The sequence below is a fragment of the Modestobacter altitudinis genome (assembly GCF_005930475.1).
Taxonomy (GTDB): Bacteria; Actinomycetota; Actinomycetes; order Mycobacteriales; family Geodermatophilaceae; genus Modestobacter; species Modestobacter altitudinis.
In genome coordinates, this window is record NZ_SJEW01000002.1 from 34,116 (window position 1) to 50,802 (window position 16,687).

General features: G+C 72.9%; 14 protein-coding genes. 10 read left to right on the forward strand and 4 right to left on the reverse strand.

The features are described from left to right. Positions 1 to 92: 92 nt before the first annotated feature. The 3 genes from sucD to FHL79_RS01010 form a co-directional block, all read right to left on the reverse strand. Positions 93 to 971 carry a succinate--CoA ligase subunit alpha gene (gene sucD, locus FHL79_RS01000; RefSeq protein ID WP_138756785.1) on the reverse strand — a complete coding sequence of 293 codons (879 nt, stop codon included), beginning with the start codon at positions 969 to 971 and terminating at the stop codon, positions 93 to 95. A gap of 98 nt (positions 972 to 1,069) precedes the next feature. Next, entirely contained in the window at positions 1,070 to 2,233 is a 1,164-nt protein-coding gene (gene sucC, locus FHL79_RS01005) for an ADP-forming succinate--CoA ligase subunit beta (protein WP_138756786.1), read from the reverse strand. 120 nt (positions 2,234 to 2,353) lie between these two features. Then, positions 2,354 to 3,436: a hypothetical protein gene (locus tag FHL79_RS01010; protein ID WP_246080199.1), complete on the reverse strand. Its 1,083-nt coding sequence runs from the start codon at positions 3,434 to 3,436 to the stop codon at positions 2,354 to 2,356. Positions 3,437 to 3,594: 158 nt separating this feature from the next. Between FHL79_RS01010 and FHL79_RS01015 the strand changes: the two genes are divergently transcribed. Both FHL79_RS01015 and FHL79_RS01020 read left to right on the forward strand, forming a co-directional pair. Further along, positions 3,595 to 4,506 carry an esterase/lipase family protein gene (locus FHL79_RS01015; protein ID WP_138756787.1) on the forward strand — a complete coding sequence of 304 codons (912 nt, stop codon included), beginning with the start codon at positions 3,595 to 3,597 and terminating at the stop codon, positions 4,504 to 4,506. A gap of 244 nt (positions 4,507 to 4,750) precedes the next feature. Beyond that, positions 4,751 to 5,749 carry a M23 family metallopeptidase gene (locus tag FHL79_RS01020; RefSeq protein ID WP_246080201.1) on the forward strand — a complete coding sequence of 333 codons (999 nt, stop codon included), beginning with the start codon at positions 4,751 to 4,753 and terminating at the stop codon, positions 5,747 to 5,749. A 160-nt stretch (positions 5,750 to 5,909) separates the two neighbouring features. Here the strand turns inward: FHL79_RS01020 and pcrA are convergent, their stop codons facing one another. Continuing rightward, entirely contained in the window at positions 5,910 to 8,201 is a 2,292-nt protein-coding gene (gene pcrA, locus FHL79_RS01025; protein ID WP_138756788.1) for a DNA helicase PcrA, read from the reverse strand. Positions 8,202 to 8,457: 256 nt separating this feature from the next. On the opposite strand from pcrA, the gene FHL79_RS01030 reads away from it, so the two are divergent. The 8 genes from FHL79_RS01030 (at position 8,458) to FHL79_RS01065 (ending at position 16,673) form a co-directional block, all read left to right on the forward strand. After that, positions 8,458 to 8,736 carry a chorismate mutase gene (locus tag FHL79_RS01030; RefSeq protein ID WP_138756789.1) on the forward strand — a complete coding sequence of 93 codons (279 nt, stop codon included), beginning with the start codon at positions 8,458 to 8,460 and terminating at the stop codon, positions 8,734 to 8,736. A 77-nt stretch (positions 8,737 to 8,813) separates the two neighbouring features. Beyond that, positions 8,814 to 9,737 carry an RNA polymerase sigma-70 factor gene (locus FHL79_RS01035; RefSeq protein WP_138756790.1) on the forward strand — a complete coding sequence of 308 codons (924 nt, stop codon included), beginning with the start codon at positions 8,814 to 8,816 and terminating at the stop codon, positions 9,735 to 9,737. After that, the gene (locus tag FHL79_RS01040; RefSeq protein ID WP_138756791.1) at positions 9,737 to 10,471 is read left to right on the forward strand and encodes a PIG-L deacetylase family protein; all 735 of its coding nucleotides are present in this window, start codon (positions 9,737 to 9,739) and stop codon (positions 10,469 to 10,471) included. Before FHL79_RS01035 ends, FHL79_RS01040 begins: the two co-directional genes overlap by 1 nt. Before the next feature lie 345 nt (positions 10,472 to 10,816). After that, the gene (locus FHL79_RS01045; RefSeq protein ID WP_218938281.1) at positions 10,817 to 12,295 is read left to right on the forward strand and encodes a bifunctional cytidylyltransferase/SDR family oxidoreductase; all 1,479 of its coding nucleotides are present in this window, start codon (positions 10,817 to 10,819) and stop codon (positions 12,293 to 12,295) included. Next, positions 12,288 to 13,166 (forward strand): glycosyltransferase family 2 protein, encoded by an 879-nt coding sequence (locus FHL79_RS01050; RefSeq protein ID WP_138756793.1) that lies wholly within the window; start codon positions 12,288 to 12,290, stop codon positions 13,164 to 13,166. Before FHL79_RS01045 ends, FHL79_RS01050 begins: the two co-directional genes overlap by 8 nt. 36 nt (positions 13,167 to 13,202) lie before the next feature. After that, a complete protein-coding gene (locus FHL79_RS01055) occupies positions 13,203 to 14,423 on the forward strand; it encodes a CDP-glycerol glycerophosphotransferase family protein (RefSeq protein ID WP_138756794.1) in 1,221 nt (406 codons plus the stop codon). Further along, on the forward strand, positions 14,420 to 15,229 hold the full coding sequence (locus FHL79_RS01060; protein ID WP_138756795.1) for a CDP-alcohol phosphatidyltransferase family protein: 810 nt from the start codon (positions 14,420 to 14,422) through the stop codon (positions 15,227 to 15,229). Before FHL79_RS01055 ends, FHL79_RS01060 begins: the two co-directional genes overlap by 4 nt. Before the next feature lie 208 nt (positions 15,230 to 15,437). Beyond that, positions 15,438 to 16,673, forward strand: a complete 1,236-nt coding sequence (locus tag FHL79_RS01065; protein ID WP_138756796.1) for a polysaccharide pyruvyl transferase family protein — start codon at positions 15,438 to 15,440, stop codon at positions 16,671 to 16,673. The last annotated feature ends 14 nt before the right edge of the window (positions 16,674 to 16,687 follow it).

Sequence of the window (16,687 nt, forward strand, 5' to 3'; positions counted from 1 at the left end):
GCCCGGCACCCCGAAGGGGATGCCGGGCAGTTCGGCCCCCGTTCAGGGTCCCGCGCTGAGCTTGCGAAGCGTGGGGGAACGGGGGTCCTTCGTCAGGCGCCGACGATCTCCCGCATGAGGCGGGCGGCCTCCGACGGGGTCTTGCCGACCTTGACGCCGGCAGCCTCGAGGGCCTCCTGCTTGGCGGCGGCGGTCCCGGCCGAGCCGGAGACGATCGCGCCGGCGTGGCCCATCGTCTTGCCCTCGGGCGCGGTGAAGCCGGCGACGTAGCCGACGACCGGCTTGGTCACGTTGGCCTTGATGAAGTCCGCGGCCCGCTCCTCGGCGTCGCCACCGATCTCACCGATCATCACGATCGCCTCGGTCTCCGGGTCCTCCTGGAAGGCCTGCAGGCAGTCGATGTGCGTCGTCCCGATGACCGGGTCACCGCCGATGCCGACCGCGGTGGAGAAACCGATGTCGCGCAGCTCGTACATCATCTGGTAGGTCAGCGTGCCGGACTTGCTGACCAGCCCGATCTTGCCGGCCTGGGTGATGTTGGCCGGGATGATGCCGGCGTTCGAGCGCCCGGGGCTGATCAGCCCGGGGCAGTTCGGGCCGATGATCCGGGTCGAGCCGCCCTGGGCGTGCGCCCAGAAGTAGGTCGAGTCGTGCACCGGGATGCCCTCGGTGATGACCACGGCCATCCCGATCTGGGCGTCCACGGCCTCCAGGACGGCGTCCCTGGCGAACTTCGGCGGCACGAAGACGACGCTGACGTCGGCCCCGGTCTCCTTCATCGCGTCGGCGACGGAGCCGAAGACCGGCACGGAGGCGCCGTCGAAGTCCACGTCCTGGCCGGCCTTGCTGGGGTTCACGCCACCCACGACGGCGGTGCCCGAGGCGAGCATCCGAGCCGTGTGCTTGCGCCCCTCGGAGCCGGTCATGCCCTGGACGATGACCTTGCTGTTCTCGGTGAGGAAGATCGACATGATTGCTCAATTCCGTTCTGGACCGGCCCCCTTCAGGGGCCCGCGCCGAGCTTGCGAGGTGTGGGGGGAAGGGGGTCCTTCGTCTGTTCGCCAGGTCTTCAGGCGGCGGCGAGCTCGGCGGCGCGGCGGGCGGCGCCGTCCATGGTGTCCACCACGGTCACCAGCGGGTGGGCGGCCTCGGCGAGGATCCGCCGGCCCTCCTCCACGTTGTTGCCGTCCAGCCGGACGACCAGCGGCTTGGTGGCCTCGTCACCGAGGATGCCGAGGGCGTGCACGATGCCGTTGGCGACGGCGTCGCACGCGGTGATGCCGCCGAAGACGTTGACGAACACGCTCTTCACGGCCGGGTCGGACAGGATGATGCCCAGCCCGTTGGCCATGACCTCGGCCGAGGCGCCACCGCCGATGTCGAGGAAGTTGGCCGGGCGGACCCCACCGAACTCCTCACCGGCGTAGGCCACGACGTCCAGCGTGCTCATGACCAGGCCGGCGCCGTTGCCGATGATGCCGACCTCGCCCTGCAGCTTGACGTAGTTGAGGTCCTTCTCCTTGGCCGCGGCCTCCAGCGGGTCGGCCGAGGCGGAGTCCTCGAGGGCGTCGTGGTCGCCGTGCCGGAAGGAGGCGTTCTCGTCGAGGGTGACCTTCGCGTCGAGGGCGAGGACGGTGCCGTCGGGCGCCTTGGCCAGCGGGTTGACCTCCACGAGCGTGGCGTCCTCCTTGGTGAAGACGTCCCACAGCTGCACGGCGATGGCGATCACCTGGTCGCGCACCTCGGCGGGGAAGCCGGCGGCGTCGACGATCTCGGCGGCCTTCTGCTCGTCCACCCCGACGCTGGCGTCGACGGGGATGCGGGCCAGCGCCTCGGGCCGCTCGACGGCGAGCTGCTCGATGTCCATGCCGCCCTCCTTCGAGGCCATGGCCAGGAACGTGCGGTTGGACCGGTCGAGCAGGTAGGAGAAGTAGTACTCCTCGGCGATGTCGCTGGCCTGGGCGACCATCACGCGGTGGGTGATGTGCCCCTTGATGTCCAGGCCGAGGATGTCCTGGGCGCGCGCCTTGGCGCTCTCGGGGTCGTCGGCGAGCTTGACGCCGCCGGCCTTGCCGCGGCCGCCCACCTTGACCTGGGCCTTCACGACGACGGGCAAGGCGATCTCGCGCGCGATCGCCTCGGCCTGCTCGGGTGTCTCGGCGACGCCGCCGGGGAGCACGGGAACGCCGTGCGCGGCCAACAGGTCACGGGCCTGGTACTCGAAGAGATCCACGAACAGGCACCGTAGCTCTCCCGTCTCCGGGTCGCCGCACGCGCCTCGGCGAGGGTGGGTCGTATCACACGTCTCTTCCGCTCAGCGGCGTCCGCACGAGCCGTCCCGGACCGGCTGGGGTCAGGCCCCGGCAGCCCCGGCTCGCCCGCTCCCCGCCCGCCAGGCGAGCACGGTCAGCGCCGCGGCACCGACCCCCAGCACCAGCAGACCCACGCCGGGCAGGGTCCAGTCGACGTCGGTGCCGTGCAGCGCGTCGCGCCACCCGGTCAGCCCGGCCGCCAGCAGGAAGACCGTGATCCCGAGCAGGCCGCCGACCGCGCCGAGCCGTGGCCGCAACGACGGGGCGGTCACCGCACACAGCAGCAGGGCCCCGGCCAGCAGCAGTCCGCCCAGCAGGGCCAGCCCCGGGCGCTCCAGCAGCGCCTGCGCCCCCTCCCCCGTGACGACCGTCTCCAGTCCCGTGGTCGGGTCGGTGACCACCTGGTCGGGGACGTCGGCGGCGGGCGAGGCCAGGCACAGCACGGCGGCCACCCCGAGGACGGCGGCGCAACCGGCCAGCACCGGGCGCAGCGGGTCCAGCGTCCCGCCGTCGTCCATGACCGTGCGGCCCCATGCCACCATCGCCAGGACACCGGCGAGGACGGTCAGCGAGAGCGCGACGATCCCCAGTACCCACCCGGCGCCGATGTCGACGGAGCTGGTGATCACCCGCTCGCCGGCCAGCACCTCGACCGCCGGCCGGGTCGTCGACCCGCGCCCCTGGTAGAGCTCGATCAGCAGCCGCCCCACCGCCAGCGCACCGGTGACCGCGGCGTAGCCCAGCCCGAGCCGTGGCACCCGGCCGAGCAGCAGGCCGGTGCCCACCGCCAGCGCGGCGACCGGCGCCACCAGGGCGACCAGCGCGTCGACCGGCCCGGTCACCGGCGAGACGGCCGTGCCCCCGACCACGAGGTAGGTCGGGAAGACCGCGACGGCACCCACGACCCCGGCGACGGCGAGCAGGACGCCGACGGCCCGGGCCAGCGGCGGCACCGGTCCGACGACCAGCTGGTCGACCGGCGCCGCGGCCGGGGCACCCGTCCGGCGGGCCGGGCCGGCGCCGGTCCGGCTCGCCCCGGTCGTCGCCGACGCACGCCGGGTCCCGCCCGCCGGGCGCCCTCCGTCCGCACGGGAACGGGCAGGGATCCGGTCACGGGCGGGCACAGGTCGCCTCCTCGGTGTCGTCGTGGTCGCCCTCGGGCGTGTTGTGTGTCGGTTGTGTGATGTCCAGCACACGGGGGCATTAACGTCCCGGGACGCGAGCACACCTGGTGCTCGGTCACACCGGTCGGCTGGCCGACACGGACTGGAGGGAGACCGGCGTGCACGCCACCGACCTGCCCTCCGTACCAGCCTGGCACGCCCCGGCCGCGGTGGCCGGGAGCGACGTCCCGGCGGTGCCGCCCGCCCCGGCGCGGAGCCTGCGCTCGCTGGTCTCCCCCGCCGTCCTCACCGGCAGCCTCACCGAGCTCGCCTGGGTGGGCGCGCACGCGCTGCTCTACCCGCTGGGTGCCCGCACCGAGCAGTTGCGGGTCGACGTCCGGTTCCGGCCCGGGGCCCAGCCGCCCGGGGTGCGCGCCCTCTTCGCCGGCGACCCGCTCGCCGCGCACGTCCCGGTCGTGCTGGTGCACGGCCTGGTCGACAACCGGTCGGTCTTCACCGTCATGCGGCGGGCACTGCGGCGGCGCGGGTTCGTCTCGGTGTGCACCTGGAACTACAGCCCGCTGCAGCGCGACGTCGAGAGCGCCGCCGAGGCGCTGGGCCGGCACCTCGAGCGGGTGTGCCGAGAGACCGGGCACGAGCGCGTCCACGTCGTCGGCCACAGCCTCGGTGGCCTGGTGGCGCGCTACCTGGTGCAGCGGCTGGGCGGCGACCAGCGCATCGACACCCTGGTGACCCTGGGGACGCCGCACGAGGGCACCCTGTGGGCGCACTGCCTCCCGACGTCGCTGGTCCGCCAGCTGCGCCCTGGCTCACCGCTGCTCCGCGAGCTGGCCGAGCCGGCGCCGGGCTGCGGCACCAGCATCACCTCGATCTACAGCGACCTCGACCAGATGGTCGTCCCCTCGGCCGCCGGCCGGTGCGAGCACCCGGACCTGAGGGCACGCAACGTGCTGTTCCGCGGGGTGGGGCACATGTCGCTGCCCATCCACCGCGGCGTCCTCGACGAGGTCGCCGCGACGCTCGCCGGGCTGCGGTCCGGCGCCGCCGACCCGCCGGCCACCGCCGCCTGAACCACGTCGCGTCGACGGCAGGAGTCCGTTCTCCCCGGGTGTCGTCACGCATCGCGTTCGACTGGGACACGTGCTGTCAGGTGATTGAACCGCGTACCAGCCGTCGTTAGCGTCGGCACGACACCGGCGGGATCAGTTCCTCCCGGGTGGTACCACCGCGCTGCGCACCTGCCGATCCCATGACCGTCTGGTGCACGTCAGACCCCACGGCTCCCCCCGTGGTGTTGCCCCCGGAAGGTGCCTGTTGTCCCGTCTCCGTGAGCTCGTGGGCCGTACCCGGTCCGAGGACGGCCTCGCCGCCGTCCTGGACGCCGGTCCTGCCAGCGCTGACTTCGTGGCGCCGGACGGCGCCTGGGACTGGGACGCGGCCTGGGCGGCATCACAGGCGGACGAGGACGACGAGGACGACGAGCTCGACATCGAGGGCACCGAGGCGCAGGCCTCCGGCGAGGACGCCCTGCTGACCAGCACCGACGACGCACCCGGCGACCCCGTCGAGGCGCGACCGGCCCCGCTCGACGAGCCCGCCGAGGACTCCCGGCCGAGCCGCCGACGCCCGACCGTCACCGTGCCCGCGAAGCTGCGCCGCCCGCCGGGCCGGCGCGCTCCGGTGCTCCTGGCCGCCGCCGTGCTCGGCGCCGTGCTCACCGGCGTCCTGGGCGGGCTGGGCGGCTTCGGCTCGGATGCCGGCTCCTCGATCGCCTCCGGCCAGGACTACGGCCTGGGCACCTCCGACTCCAGCTTCTCCGGCGGCGTCGACGACGCCGCGAGCGCCCGTGGCGAGATCAGCCAGGCCGAGGCCCAGGCCCGGCTCAGCGAGATCGCCGCCTCCCGCGCCGCGCGCGAGCCCGACTTCGTGGTGCCCACCGCCGGTCGCCTCACCACCTGCTTCTGCCAGCGCTGGGGCACCATGCACTGGGGCATCGACCTGGCCGCGCCGCTGGGCACGCCGATCTACGCGGCCGCCGACGGCGTCGTCCTGCGGGCCGGCCCGGCAACGGGCTACGGCAACGCCGTCTACATCCAGGACGCCGACGGCAACGTCGAGATCTACGGCCACATGAAGTACTACGACGTCGAGGCCGGGGACGTCGTCTCGGCCGGCGACCAGATCGCCAAGGTGGGCAGCCAGGGCCAGTCGACCGGCCCGCACCTGCACTTCGAGATCCACGTCGGCGGCATGAACGGCAAGCCCACCGACCCGCAGGACTGGCTCGCCGAGCGCGGCCTGTCCGTCGGCTGAGGCCTCGACCCGACCGCGACGTCCGGGACCCGCCAGCACCCGGCAACTCCGAGGCCGAGCCTCGGCGGGGCTCGTCCCGCCGCCCTGGCCCGGTGCCGCCTCGGTGCAGCTACGCACCGTCGTCACCGGCTGCCACCCGCTCACCGTGCGGCGGTGGACCTCACAGCTTGGTCAGGGGTGCGTAGCGGAGCACCAGCCGTTTGGTGCCGCCGGAGCCGAAGTCGACGGTCGCCTGCGCCTTGTCGCCGATGCCGTTGACCTCGATCACGGTGCCGAGCCCGAAGGCGTCGTGGCTGACCCGGTCGCCGACGTCCACGCTGATCACCGCGCGGTTGCCGGCGCCGCCGCGCAGACCGCCGGTGGACAGCCCGGTGGCGGCGACCCGCGCCTGCGCCGAGCTCATCGGCGTGGTGTGCGCCGGCTCGGTGCGCGCCCAGTGCACGGCGTCGGCCGGCAGCTCGTCCAGGAAGCGGGACGGCGGGTTGTAGGCCGGCTGCCCCCAGCTGGTGCGGACGGTGGCCCGGGAGAGGAAGAGCCGCTTCTGCGCCCGGGTGATGCCGACGTAGGCCAGCCGGCGTTCCTCCTCCAGCTCGCGGGGGTCGCCGAGCGCCCGCAGGTGCGGGAAGACGCCGTCCTCCAGCGCGGTCAGGAAGACGACCGGGAACTCCAGCCCCTTGGCGGTGTGCAGCGTCATCAGCGTGACCACGCCGGCCTCGTCCCCGGTGACCGGGATCTGGTCGGCGTCGGCGACCAGGGAGACCTGCTCCAGGAAGTCGGTGACCGTGCCGCCGGGCGTGCCGGCCTCGAACTCGGCCGCGACCGAGATCAGCTCGTTGAGGTTGTCGACGCGGCCCTCGTCCTGCGGGTCGGTGCTCGCCGACAGCTCGGTCAGGTAGCCGGTGCGGTCCAGGATGCTCTCCAGCAGCGCGGCAGGGCCGGAACCGGTCTCGACCAGCTGCTCGAACTCCTCCAGCAGGGCCACGAACTCCTTGATGGCCTTGAGCGACCGGGTGGCCAGCTCGCCCACCTCGGAGGCGCGGCGCAGGGCGCTGGCGAAGGGGATGCGCTCCCGGTCGGCGAAGCGCTCGACGGCCGACTCGGCCCGCTCGCCGATGCCCCGCCTGGGGGTGTTGAGCACCCGGCGCAGGCTCACCACGTCGGCCGGGTTGGCGACCACCTTCAGGTAGGCCAGCGCGTCGCGCACCTCCCGGCGCTCGTAGAACCGCACGCCGCCGACGACCTTGTAGGGCATGCCGACCCGGATGAACACCTCCTCGAACACCCGGGAGGCGTTGTTGGTGCGGTAGAAGATCGCGATGTCCTTGGGCTGGGCCAGCCCCTCGTCGGTCAGCGCGTCGATCTGCTCGGCGACCCAGGCAGCCTCGTCGTGCTCGTTGTCGGCGACGTAGCCCTCGATCAGCTCGCCGTCGCCGGCGTCGGACCACAGGTTCTTCGGCCGGCGCGAGGTGTTCCGGGCGATGACCTGGTTGGCCGCGCGCAGGATGCGCTGGGTGGAGCGGTAGTTCTGCTCCAGGACGATGGTGGTCGCCTCGGGGTAGTCGCGCTCGAACTCGTCGATGTTGCGGATGGTCGCGCCGCGGAAGGCGTAGATCGACTGGTCGGCGTCACCGACCACGCAGAGCTCGGCCGGCGGGACCGGGCCGTCGTGCCCGCCCACCAGCTCGCGGACCAGCACGTACTGGGCGTGGTTGGTGTCCTGGTACTCGTCGACCAGCACGTGCCGGAACCGGCGGCGGTAGTGCTCGGCGACGTCGGGGAACGCCTGCAGCAGGTGGACCGTCGTCATGATCAGGTCGTCGAAGTCCATCGCGTGCGCCTCGCGCAGGCGCCGCTGGTAGAGCGTGTAGGCCTCCTTGAGCACCTTCTCCGGCGCCGTCAGCGGGCTGTAGGACTCCTCGTCGACCAGCTCGTTCTTCAGGTTCGACACCTGGTTGGCCAGGCTGCGGCCCGGATGGCGCTTCGCGTCGAGGTCGAGGTCGCGGGCGACCATCGTCATCAGCCGGACCGAGTCGCCCTGGTCGTAGATGGTGAACGAGCTCTTCATGCCGAGCTTCGCGGCCTCGGCGCGCAGGATCCGCACGCACATCGAGTGGAACGTCGACACCCACATCGCCCGGGCGCGCGGGCCGACCAGGGCCGCGACGCGCTCCTTCATCTCGCCGGCGGCCTTGTTGGTGAAGGTGATCGCCAGGATCTCGCCGGGCTGCACGCCGCGGGCGCCCAGCAGGTAGGAGATGCGGTGGGTCAGCACCCGGGTCTTGCCCGACCCGGCGCCGGCGACGATGAGCAGCGGGCTGCCCTCGTGGACCACGGCGTCGCGCTGCGGGCCGTTGAGCCCGGCGAGCATCCGGTCCAGCTCCCGCCCGGTCTGGCCGGAGGTCTGCCGGGGGAGCGCGGCGGTGCCGGGGAGGGTGTGCTGGAGGCTGCTCATGACCCCGCCACTCTAGGCCGCGGCACCGACACGACCGGGGCCCCGCGTGTCGCCTGGGGACGACGCCTGGCCGTCGGCGGACGTGGTGTGACACACTCGCCAGCGTGTTGCGCAGCCGCGAGTTTTCCTACGGCCACCGGGTCCCGGTGTCCGTGACAGCTGGCTGAGCAGCCACTCCCACACGACGCCCCGGGCCCACGGCCCGGGGCGTTCGTCGTCTCGTGGGTCGAGGGCCTCCACCCGCCCCGGAGGACCCATGGACACCAGCCTCTCCCCCAGTCCCGCTGCCGACGGCACCGACCCGATCGACGTCCTGCGCGGTGAGATCGACGCCTGCGACGCCCAGATCATCGAGTTGGTGCAGCGCCGGGTCGCCATCTCCCAGGAGATCGGTGCGCTGCGCACCGCGGCCGGCGGCATGCGGCTGTCGCTGGCCCGCGAGCAGCGGGTGCTGTCCCGGTTCCGCGCCGCGCTCGGCCCGGACGGCGCCGCGCTTGGGATGATGCTGCTCCGCCAGGGCCGCGGCCGCCTGTAGGCCGATGTCACGTCCGGCGGGGTCGCGTCGTCTGCACGACGTCCCCACCCCGGTCGACCCGAGACGAGGAGCCCGACATGGCACGCCTCCCGCTGGACCCGCCCGGGACACCGACCGACGGGCTCGCGGCCTTCGACCAGCACCGGCGGCTGCTGTTCAGCGTCGCCTACCAGATGCTGGGCAGCGTCGCCGACGCCGAGGACGTCGTCCAGGACGCCTGGCTGCGCTGGTCGGCCGCCGACCGGAGCGACGTCGCCGACCCCCGGGCCTACCTGGTCCGGGTCGCCTCCCGGCTGGCGTTGGACCGGCTGGGGTCGGCCCGCACCCGGCGCGAGACCTACGTCGGGCCGTGGCTGCCCGAGCCGCTGCTGACCGACGACGCACCCGGTCCCGAGGAGGCCGCGGAACTCGGGGAGCAGGTGTCGCTCGCCGTGCTGGTGGTCCTGGAGACGCTCTCCCCTCCCGAGCGCGCGGTCTTCGTGCTGCGCGAGGTCTTCGGGATGAGCTGGGCCGAGGTCGCCGGGGTCCTCGACCGGTCCGAGGCCGCGGTCCGGCAGCTCGGTCACCGGGCGCGCGAGCACGTGCAGGCCCGCCGGCCGCGCTTCGACGCCGACCGGCGGGCCCAGCGGGAGGTCACCGAGCGCTTCCTGGCCGCCTGCGTGGGCGGGGACGTCGACGCGCTGCTGGCCGTGCTGTCCCCCGGCGTCGTCCTGTTCACCGATGGCGGAGGGGTGGCCAAGGCCGCGCTGCGGCCGATCGTCGGCGCGGACAAGGCCGCCCGCTTCCTGGTCGCCGTCTCGGCCGAGGGGCTGTCCCAGCCGGGGCTGACGATGCGGCTCGTCGACGTCAACGGTGCGCCCGGCGTCGTGGTGGACACCGGGACGGGCCCGGCGATCGCCGTCTCGCTCGTGGTGGCCGACGGCCGCGTCGAGCAGGCCCTCGTCGTGCTCAACCCGGAGAAGCTGGCCGGCCTGCGGGGTTCCGTAGGCTCCGCCGGGTGATGCCACTGCCGACCGGACCGGCCGCCCACGTCGAGCGCGCGCTGTGCGTGCTCGCCCATCCCGACGACGTCGACTTCGGCAGCGCCGGCACCGTCGCCACCTGGACCGCGGCGGGCACCGAGGTCACCTACTGCATCGTCACGGACGGGGACGCCGGCGGCTTCGACGACACCCCCCGGGACCGGATGGGCCCGCTCCGGCGGGAGGAGCAGCGGGCCGCGGCGGCCGCGGTCGGTGTCACCGACGTGCGGTTCCTCGGCCACCCCGACGGCCGGGTCGAGCTGACCCTGGACCTGCGCCGGGACATCAGCCGGGTGATCCGCCAGGTCCGCCCGCAGCGGGTGCTGACCAGCTCACCGGAGCGGATGTGGGAGCGGATCGGCGCCAGCCACCCCGACCACATGACCGTGGGCGAGTCGACGCTGCAGGCGGTCTACCCCGACGCCCGCAACCCCTTCGCCTTCCCCGAGCTCCTCGCTGACGAGGGGCTGGACGCGTGGACGGTCTCGGAGGTCTGGCTGGGCGCCAGCCCGCGCGCCGACCACGCCGTCGACGTCACCGACGTGGTGGAGCAGAAGTGGGCGGCGCTGCTGAGCCACGTGACCCAGGTCAGCCACCAGCCGCCGGGCCAGCTGCAGGAGTTCGTCGGCGCGTGGATGCGCCAGACCGCGCGCACCCACGGACTCCCCCCGGGCCGCCTCGCCGAGGCCTTCCACGTCGTCCACACCGGCTGAGCCGTTGCCGGATGGAGGCCGCCGCCCGGCGGCGGGCTCAGCGGCTCCGGCCCGTGAGCCGACGTACCCGGCTCCCGCGGCGCACGAGAGGCCGGTGGAACCGAGCGCAGTCGCAGAGCGCGCAGTCGGTGCCGGCGCGGCAGTGCGCGTGCGCGCCGGAGACGTGGCCGCAGTCGCAGGTCATCTCAGACTGCTCCAAGAGGTCGATCACCGGACCAACATGCCCATCCGATGCTGGTGTGAACCTGACAGCCGCATGTGGTTCAGGTGAACGTCGGTCGACGAGCTGTGTCGAGCCTTCGGGACGATGGAGCTTATGGTCGCTCTGTGGCGAGATTGCGGAACGTGGCCGTCGTACTGGCCGGTGGGACCGGCACCCGGGTGGGCCTGTCCATCCCCAAGCAGCTGATCAAGGTGGCCGGCAAGCCCATCATCGAGCACACCATCGGCATCCTGCAGGCATCTCCGTTGGTCGACGAGATCTTCGTGCTCATGACCCCTGGGCACCTGGACGCCGTCCGGGACATCCTGCGGCCGGGCACCTACCCGAAGGTGACCCAGGTGCTGGAGGGCGCGGAGACACGCAACGCCACCACCCAGCGGGCCTTGGACGCACTCGGCAGCGAGGAGTGCAACGTCCTCTTCCACGATGCGGTCCGGCCGCTGCTCAGCCAGCGGGTGATCGAGGACTGCGTGGCCGCGCTCCACCGGTTCGACGCCGTGGACACGGCCATCCCCTCAGCCGACACGATCATCCAGGTGGACGAGCACACCGGTGAGGTCATCCGGGACGTGCTTCGCCGCAACTTGCTGCGCCGTGGCCAGACCCCGCAGTGCTTCCGGCTCTCAGTGATCCGGCGGGCCTACGAACTCGCGGCGAAGGACCCCGACTTCGAGGCCACCGACGACTGCACCGTCGTGCTCCGCTATGCCCCCGAGGTGCCGATCGGCGTGGTGCGCGGCGAGGAGCGGAACATGAAGGTCACCGAGCCGATCGACGTCTACCTGGCCGACAAGCTCTTCCAGCTCGACAACCACGACGCACCTCGCCCGGTGACCGACGCCGACTACCGCGCTGCGCTCGAGGGCAAGACGCTGGTCGTGTTCGGCGGCTCATACGGCATCGGCGGGGACATCGTGGCGCTCGCCGAGCGCCACGGCGCCACCACCTTCACCTTCAGCCGCTCCGCGACGGGCACCCACGTCGAGCGCCGCGAGGACATCGCGGCCGCCTGCGCACAGGTGCTCGAGCAGACCGGCCGGGTCGACTTCGTCGTCAACACCGCCGGGGTGCTCCCCCGCGGCGAGCTGGCCGAGACCAGCGAGGAGACGATCTACCTCGCGACCGACGTCAACTACCTGGCCCCGATCCACATCGCGCAGGTCTTCCAGCCACACCTGAAGGAGACCCGCGGCTCGCTGCTGCTCTTCACCTCCAGCTCCTACACCCGAGGCCGCAGCGGCTACAGCCTCTACTCCTCTGCCAAGGCCGCCACGGTGAACCTCACCCAGGCCCTGGCCGACGAGTGGGCCGCCGAGGGCGTCCGGGTCAACTGCGTGAACCCGGAACGCACCTCCACCCCGATGCGCACGAAGGCCTTCGGCGATGAGCCGGCCGGCTCGCTGCTCACCTCGGAGGCGGTCGCCGAGACCTCCCTCGGTGTCCTGGTGTCCGACTGGACCGGGCACATCGTCGACGTGCGCCGCGAGGACAAGTTGGCCTCCCACCTGAACGCCGCCGTGGCCGCGCACGAGATCCACGAGGAGGAGCCGGGCGACCTGGTCCCCGACGGAGTGGACGCCGACGTCGTCCTGCATGGCTGACGCCGGACCGGCACCGTCGGTCGGCGTCATCGTCCTCAGCCAGGGACGACGACCGGCTGAGCTCGCCAGGGCACTGGCGTCGGTCATGGCACAACGAGGCGTCCACACCGACGTGGTGGTGGTCGGCAACGGCTGGCAGCCGGACGGGCTGCCAGCCGGTGTGGCCAGCCTCGCCCTGCCGCAGAACGTGGGCATCCCGGCGGGCCGCAACGCGGGCGTGCCCGAGGTCCGCGGCGAGCTGCTGCTGTTCCTGGACGACGACGCTGCGCTCGCCGATCGGAGCTTCCTCGCCGACGCGGTGCGCCGGTTCGACGACCCGTCGCTCGGCCTGCTGCAGCCGCGCGTCGACACCGCCGGCGGTGAGGAGCCGCCACGCCGGTGGACGCCCCGACTGCGGGTCGGTGACCGGCACCGGTCCAGTGCGGTCTTCTCGGTCTGGGAGGGCGCGGTCGTGGTCCGTCGAGCGGCCTTCGCGGCGGCCGGCGGCTGGGCGGCGCCGTTCTTCTACGCCCACGAGGGCATCGAGCTGGCCTGGCGGGTGTGGGACGTCGGCTACGAGGTCCGGTACGCCGGCGACCTGGCCGCGACCCACCCGCTGACCCGGGTCACCCGGCACGCGGACTTCTTCCGGCTCAACGCCCGCAACCGGGTGTGGCTGGCCCGCCGGAACCTGCCCTGGGTGTTCGCGGCGCCCTACCTGCTGTCCTGGACGGCGCTGCAGGTGGTCCGCTCGGCTCGGCAGCCGCGCACGCTGGTGCCGTGGTGGGCGGGCTGGCTGGAGGGCTGGCAGACCGATCCGGGCGGGCGTCGGCGGCTGCGCTGGACCACGATCGCCCGCATGGTGCGGCACGGCCGGCCGCCGATCGTCTGACGGGTAACCTCGCCAGCGAGACCCTCAGGAGCCGTCTTGCCCCCCTCTCTGTTCTCCCCTGCCGGGCTGCGCTCGGCCGGTGGCCGCGTCATCCGGCGTCTGGGCCTGCTTCCCGGTGGCGAACCCGACGGGCTCGGCGAGGACGCCGCGATCGGCGACCTGGTGCTGCCGCAGCGGGTGCTCGTGTTCTTCCCCGAGCCGGTGCGCAACGCCTACCAACTGGAGCAGTGGCTGCCCGCTCTCGCCGAGCTGGACCGTCAGCAGGGGGTCGCGCTGGTCACCCAGGACAGTCGGACCACCGCGCGGCTGCGCGAGCGCACCTCGCTGCCGGTGCACTGCGTCGCCCGAACGGCGACCCTCGACCGGCTGGTCACGCGCGGCCGGTCGGCGCTGGCGCTGTACGTGAGCCACCACCCCCGCAACTTCCAGCTGCTGCGGTTCCCGACGCTCGCGCACGCCTACCTGGGGCACGGTGAGAGCGACAAGGCCGTGTCCGCGTCCAACCAGCTCAAGGCCTACGACCGGTCCTTCGTCGCCGGACAGGCCGCGGTCGACCGGATCTCGGCTGAGTTGCTGTGGTTCGACGCCGATCGACTGGTCCGGATCGGCCGGCCGCAGGTGACCGCCGCAGCCGCGCGGAAGCCCGGTCAGCCGCCGACCGTGCTCTATGCACCAACCTGGGAAGGCGCGCAGCCGTCGATGGCCTACAGCTCGGTGGCCAGCCACGGTGCCGCGCTGCTGGCCTCACTGGCCGCCGCCGGGCTGCGCGTCGTCTACCGGCCGCACCCGCGTACCGGCGCGAACCGCCGCGAGGTGGCCGAGGCCGACCAGACGCTGCGCCGGCTGGTCAGCACGCCGCCGCTGCAGGCGACCGGCAGCACGGTGGACGTCGACTCCCCTCTCGAGACGGCCTTCGCCCGCGCCGACGCACTCGTCACCGACGTCTCGTCGCTGGCACCCGAGTGGCTGCCCACCGGCCGGCCGCTGGTCGTGACGGTGCCCGCCGCGGTCGGCGCCGTCGTCCCGCCGTCGCCCCTGCTGGCCGCCGCGCCCCGGCTGGCGGCCGCGGACGCCGGTGGGGCCGGCGAGCTGCTCCGTCGGCTGCTGACCGACGACGACCTCGCACCGCGCCGGTCAGAGCTGGTCAACCACTACCTCGGCGACATCCGGCCCGGTGCGGCGACAGAGGCGTTCCTCGCCGCCTGCGCCGAGCTGGTGGCCGCGGTCGACGGCGCACGGACGACGGCGCGGCCGTGACCGCTGCCCGCCCGGCACGCCCGACGATCCGCCAGCTCCGCGAGGTGACCCAGCCGCCGTCGATCCGCGGCCGCCGCAACGCCGAGCACTGGACCGGCGACCTGTACATGCGGCGTATCTCGCCCTACCTGACCCGGCTGCTGCTGCGTGCCGGGCTGTCGGCGAACGCGGTGACCGGGCTGATGATCGTGACCGGTGCCGCGTCCGGCTTTGCGTTGCTCGTCCCGGGGCTGGCCGGCGCCGTCCTGGCGGTGGCCCTCACCCAGCTGCAGATGCTGTGGGACGCCAGCGACGGCGAGGTGGCCCGCTGGCGTGGCACGTCCAGCCCGCTGGGCGTCTTCCTGGACAAGGTCGGCCACTACCTCGCTGAGTCCCTGATCCCGCTGGGCCTCGGTGTCCGCGCCGCCGGGGGGATCGACGACCTCGCGGAGGGCGACACCTACGGCTGGACGACCCTGGGAGGCGTCCTGGCCGTCGTGATCGTGCTGAACAAGGCGCTCAACGACATGGTGCACGTCGCGCGGGCCGACGCCGGGCTGGCCCGGGTCAGCGACGACGAGGCCACCACCGCCCCCCGGGCGGGCGGCTTGGCCCGGTTGCGGCGGCTCGCCCGGTTCGTGCCCTTCCACCGGCTCTACCACTCGATCGAGCTGAGCCTGCTGGTGCTCGTCGCGGCGGTCGTCGACGCGGTCGCGGGCTCTCTCGTGGGCACGCAGGTGCTGCTGATCGTGCTGCTGCCGGCGGCACTCCTGGCGGTGGCCGGCCACTTCCTGGCGATCGTCACCTCCTCCCGCCTCCGGTCCTGATCCGGGAAGCGGGGATCCGGGAGCGACGCCCGCCGGGCTGGGGCGCTTGCGACCCGCGGGAACGGTGTGCAGGAGGGGTCGAGTCTTCCCGAACTCACGGTGTGGCGGACCGCTTCGTCACTCACTGTCCTCATCTCCGCTTGTACCGTGACGATCGAGCGGCCAGGGCTCCAGCTGTGCCGCCCGACGAAACGGTGGTTGCGTTCTGATGTCCAAGATCCTCGTCCGCTCGGCGCAGGACCCCTTCGAGGTCCTCAACCCCGAGAAGGCCACCCGCAGCATGGGCGGCAACTCCGGCAACCTGCTGTACGCGCACAGCGTCCACCGTGCGCTGAGCACCTCGGACGCCGAGATCAAGGCCGGGGGCTTCACGGCGCACACCCTCGATGACCCGACCGAGTGGATCAACAAGATCAACCGGAAGTTCGACCGGTTCGTCGTCCCGATGTCGAACGCCTTCCGGTTCGGGTTCAGCCAGCAGCTGGTCAAGCTCACCGAGATCGTCCGCCGGCTCGACATGCCGGTGACCGTGATCGGGGTCGGTGCCCAGGCGCCGGCCGACGAGCCCAGCGAGGGCGGCTTCGCGATGGGCAAGACCGGGTCGTCCTGGGCTCCCAGCCCGGAGGAGGCCGAGCGGCACAACAAGAACGTGTTCGACTTCGCCACCGCGGTGCTGGAGAAGTCGACGTCGCTGGGGGTCCGCGGCGCGTTCACCAAGCGGTACTTGGAGTCACTCGGCGTCCCGGGTGACCGGGTCGACGTGATCGGCTGCCCGTCGCTGTACACGTGGGGGCCGGGGCTGCGGGTGGACAAGAAGTTCCGGCCGATCACCCGCCGGTCCCGGATCTCCGTCAACGTCGACCACCGCGTCGCGGGCATGGGCGCCGTCGTCGAACGTAACGCGGAGCTCTACCCCCGGCTGACCAGCCCGGTGCAGGACTCCCTCTCGGCCCGGACCATCATCCGGGGCGAGAACCAGCACCCCGAGGGGAAGTTCGACCCCCGGACGCCCATCCACACGGAGCACCCGCTGTACACGTCCAAGCGGATGGTCTACTACCCCAACCCCTGGGGCTGGATCGAGTCCTTCAAGGAGCAGCGCTTCGCCTTCGGCAGCCGACTGCACGGCAACATCGCCGCACTGCTGGCCGGCACCCCGGCACACCTGCTCGCGCACGACAGCCGCACGGTGGAGCTCGCCGAGTACCACCGCATCCCGCACACCCGGATCAGCGAGCTCGAGACGCCGCCCACGGCGGCCGAGCTGTACTGGAAGAGCTCGTTCCGCGAGTTCAACGAGCTGATGCCGGTGCGCTTCCAGGTCTACTTGGACTTCTTGCACCGCAACGCGTTGACGACCGTCTTCGACGAGGGCCAGAGCGCGGCCGACTTCGACGCGCAGATCGTCGCAGGCCAGCAGGTCGGGCCGGTCCTGCCCCGCTGAGACGGAGTCGGGGA

Excerpts from the sequence above, each read along its gene's own strand:
- sucD (WP_138756785.1), bottom strand. The coding sequence starts at position 971 with ATGTCGATCTTCCTCACCGAGAACAGCAAGGTCATCGTCCAGGGCATG.
- pcrA (WP_138756788.1), bottom strand. The coding sequence starts at position 8,201 with ATGAGCAGCCTCCAGCACACCCTCCCCGGCACCGCCGCGCTCCCCCGG.
- FHL79_RS01030 (WP_138756789.1), top strand. The coding sequence starts at position 8,458 with ATGGACACCAGCCTCTCCCCCAGTCCCGCTGCCGACGGCACCGACCCG.
- FHL79_RS01035 (WP_138756790.1), top strand. The coding sequence starts at position 8,814 with ATGGCACGCCTCCCGCTGGACCCGCCCGGGACACCGACCGACGGGCTC.
- FHL79_RS01040 (WP_138756791.1), top strand. The coding sequence starts at position 9,737 with ATGCCACTGCCGACCGGACCGGCCGCCCACGTCGAGCGCGCGCTGTGC.
- FHL79_RS01050 (WP_138756793.1), top strand. The coding sequence starts at position 12,288 with ATGGCTGACGCCGGACCGGCACCGTCGGTCGGCGTCATCGTCCTCAGC.
- FHL79_RS01065 (WP_138756796.1), top strand. The coding sequence starts at position 15,438 with ATGTCCAAGATCCTCGTCCGCTCGGCGCAGGACCCCTTCGAGGTCCTC.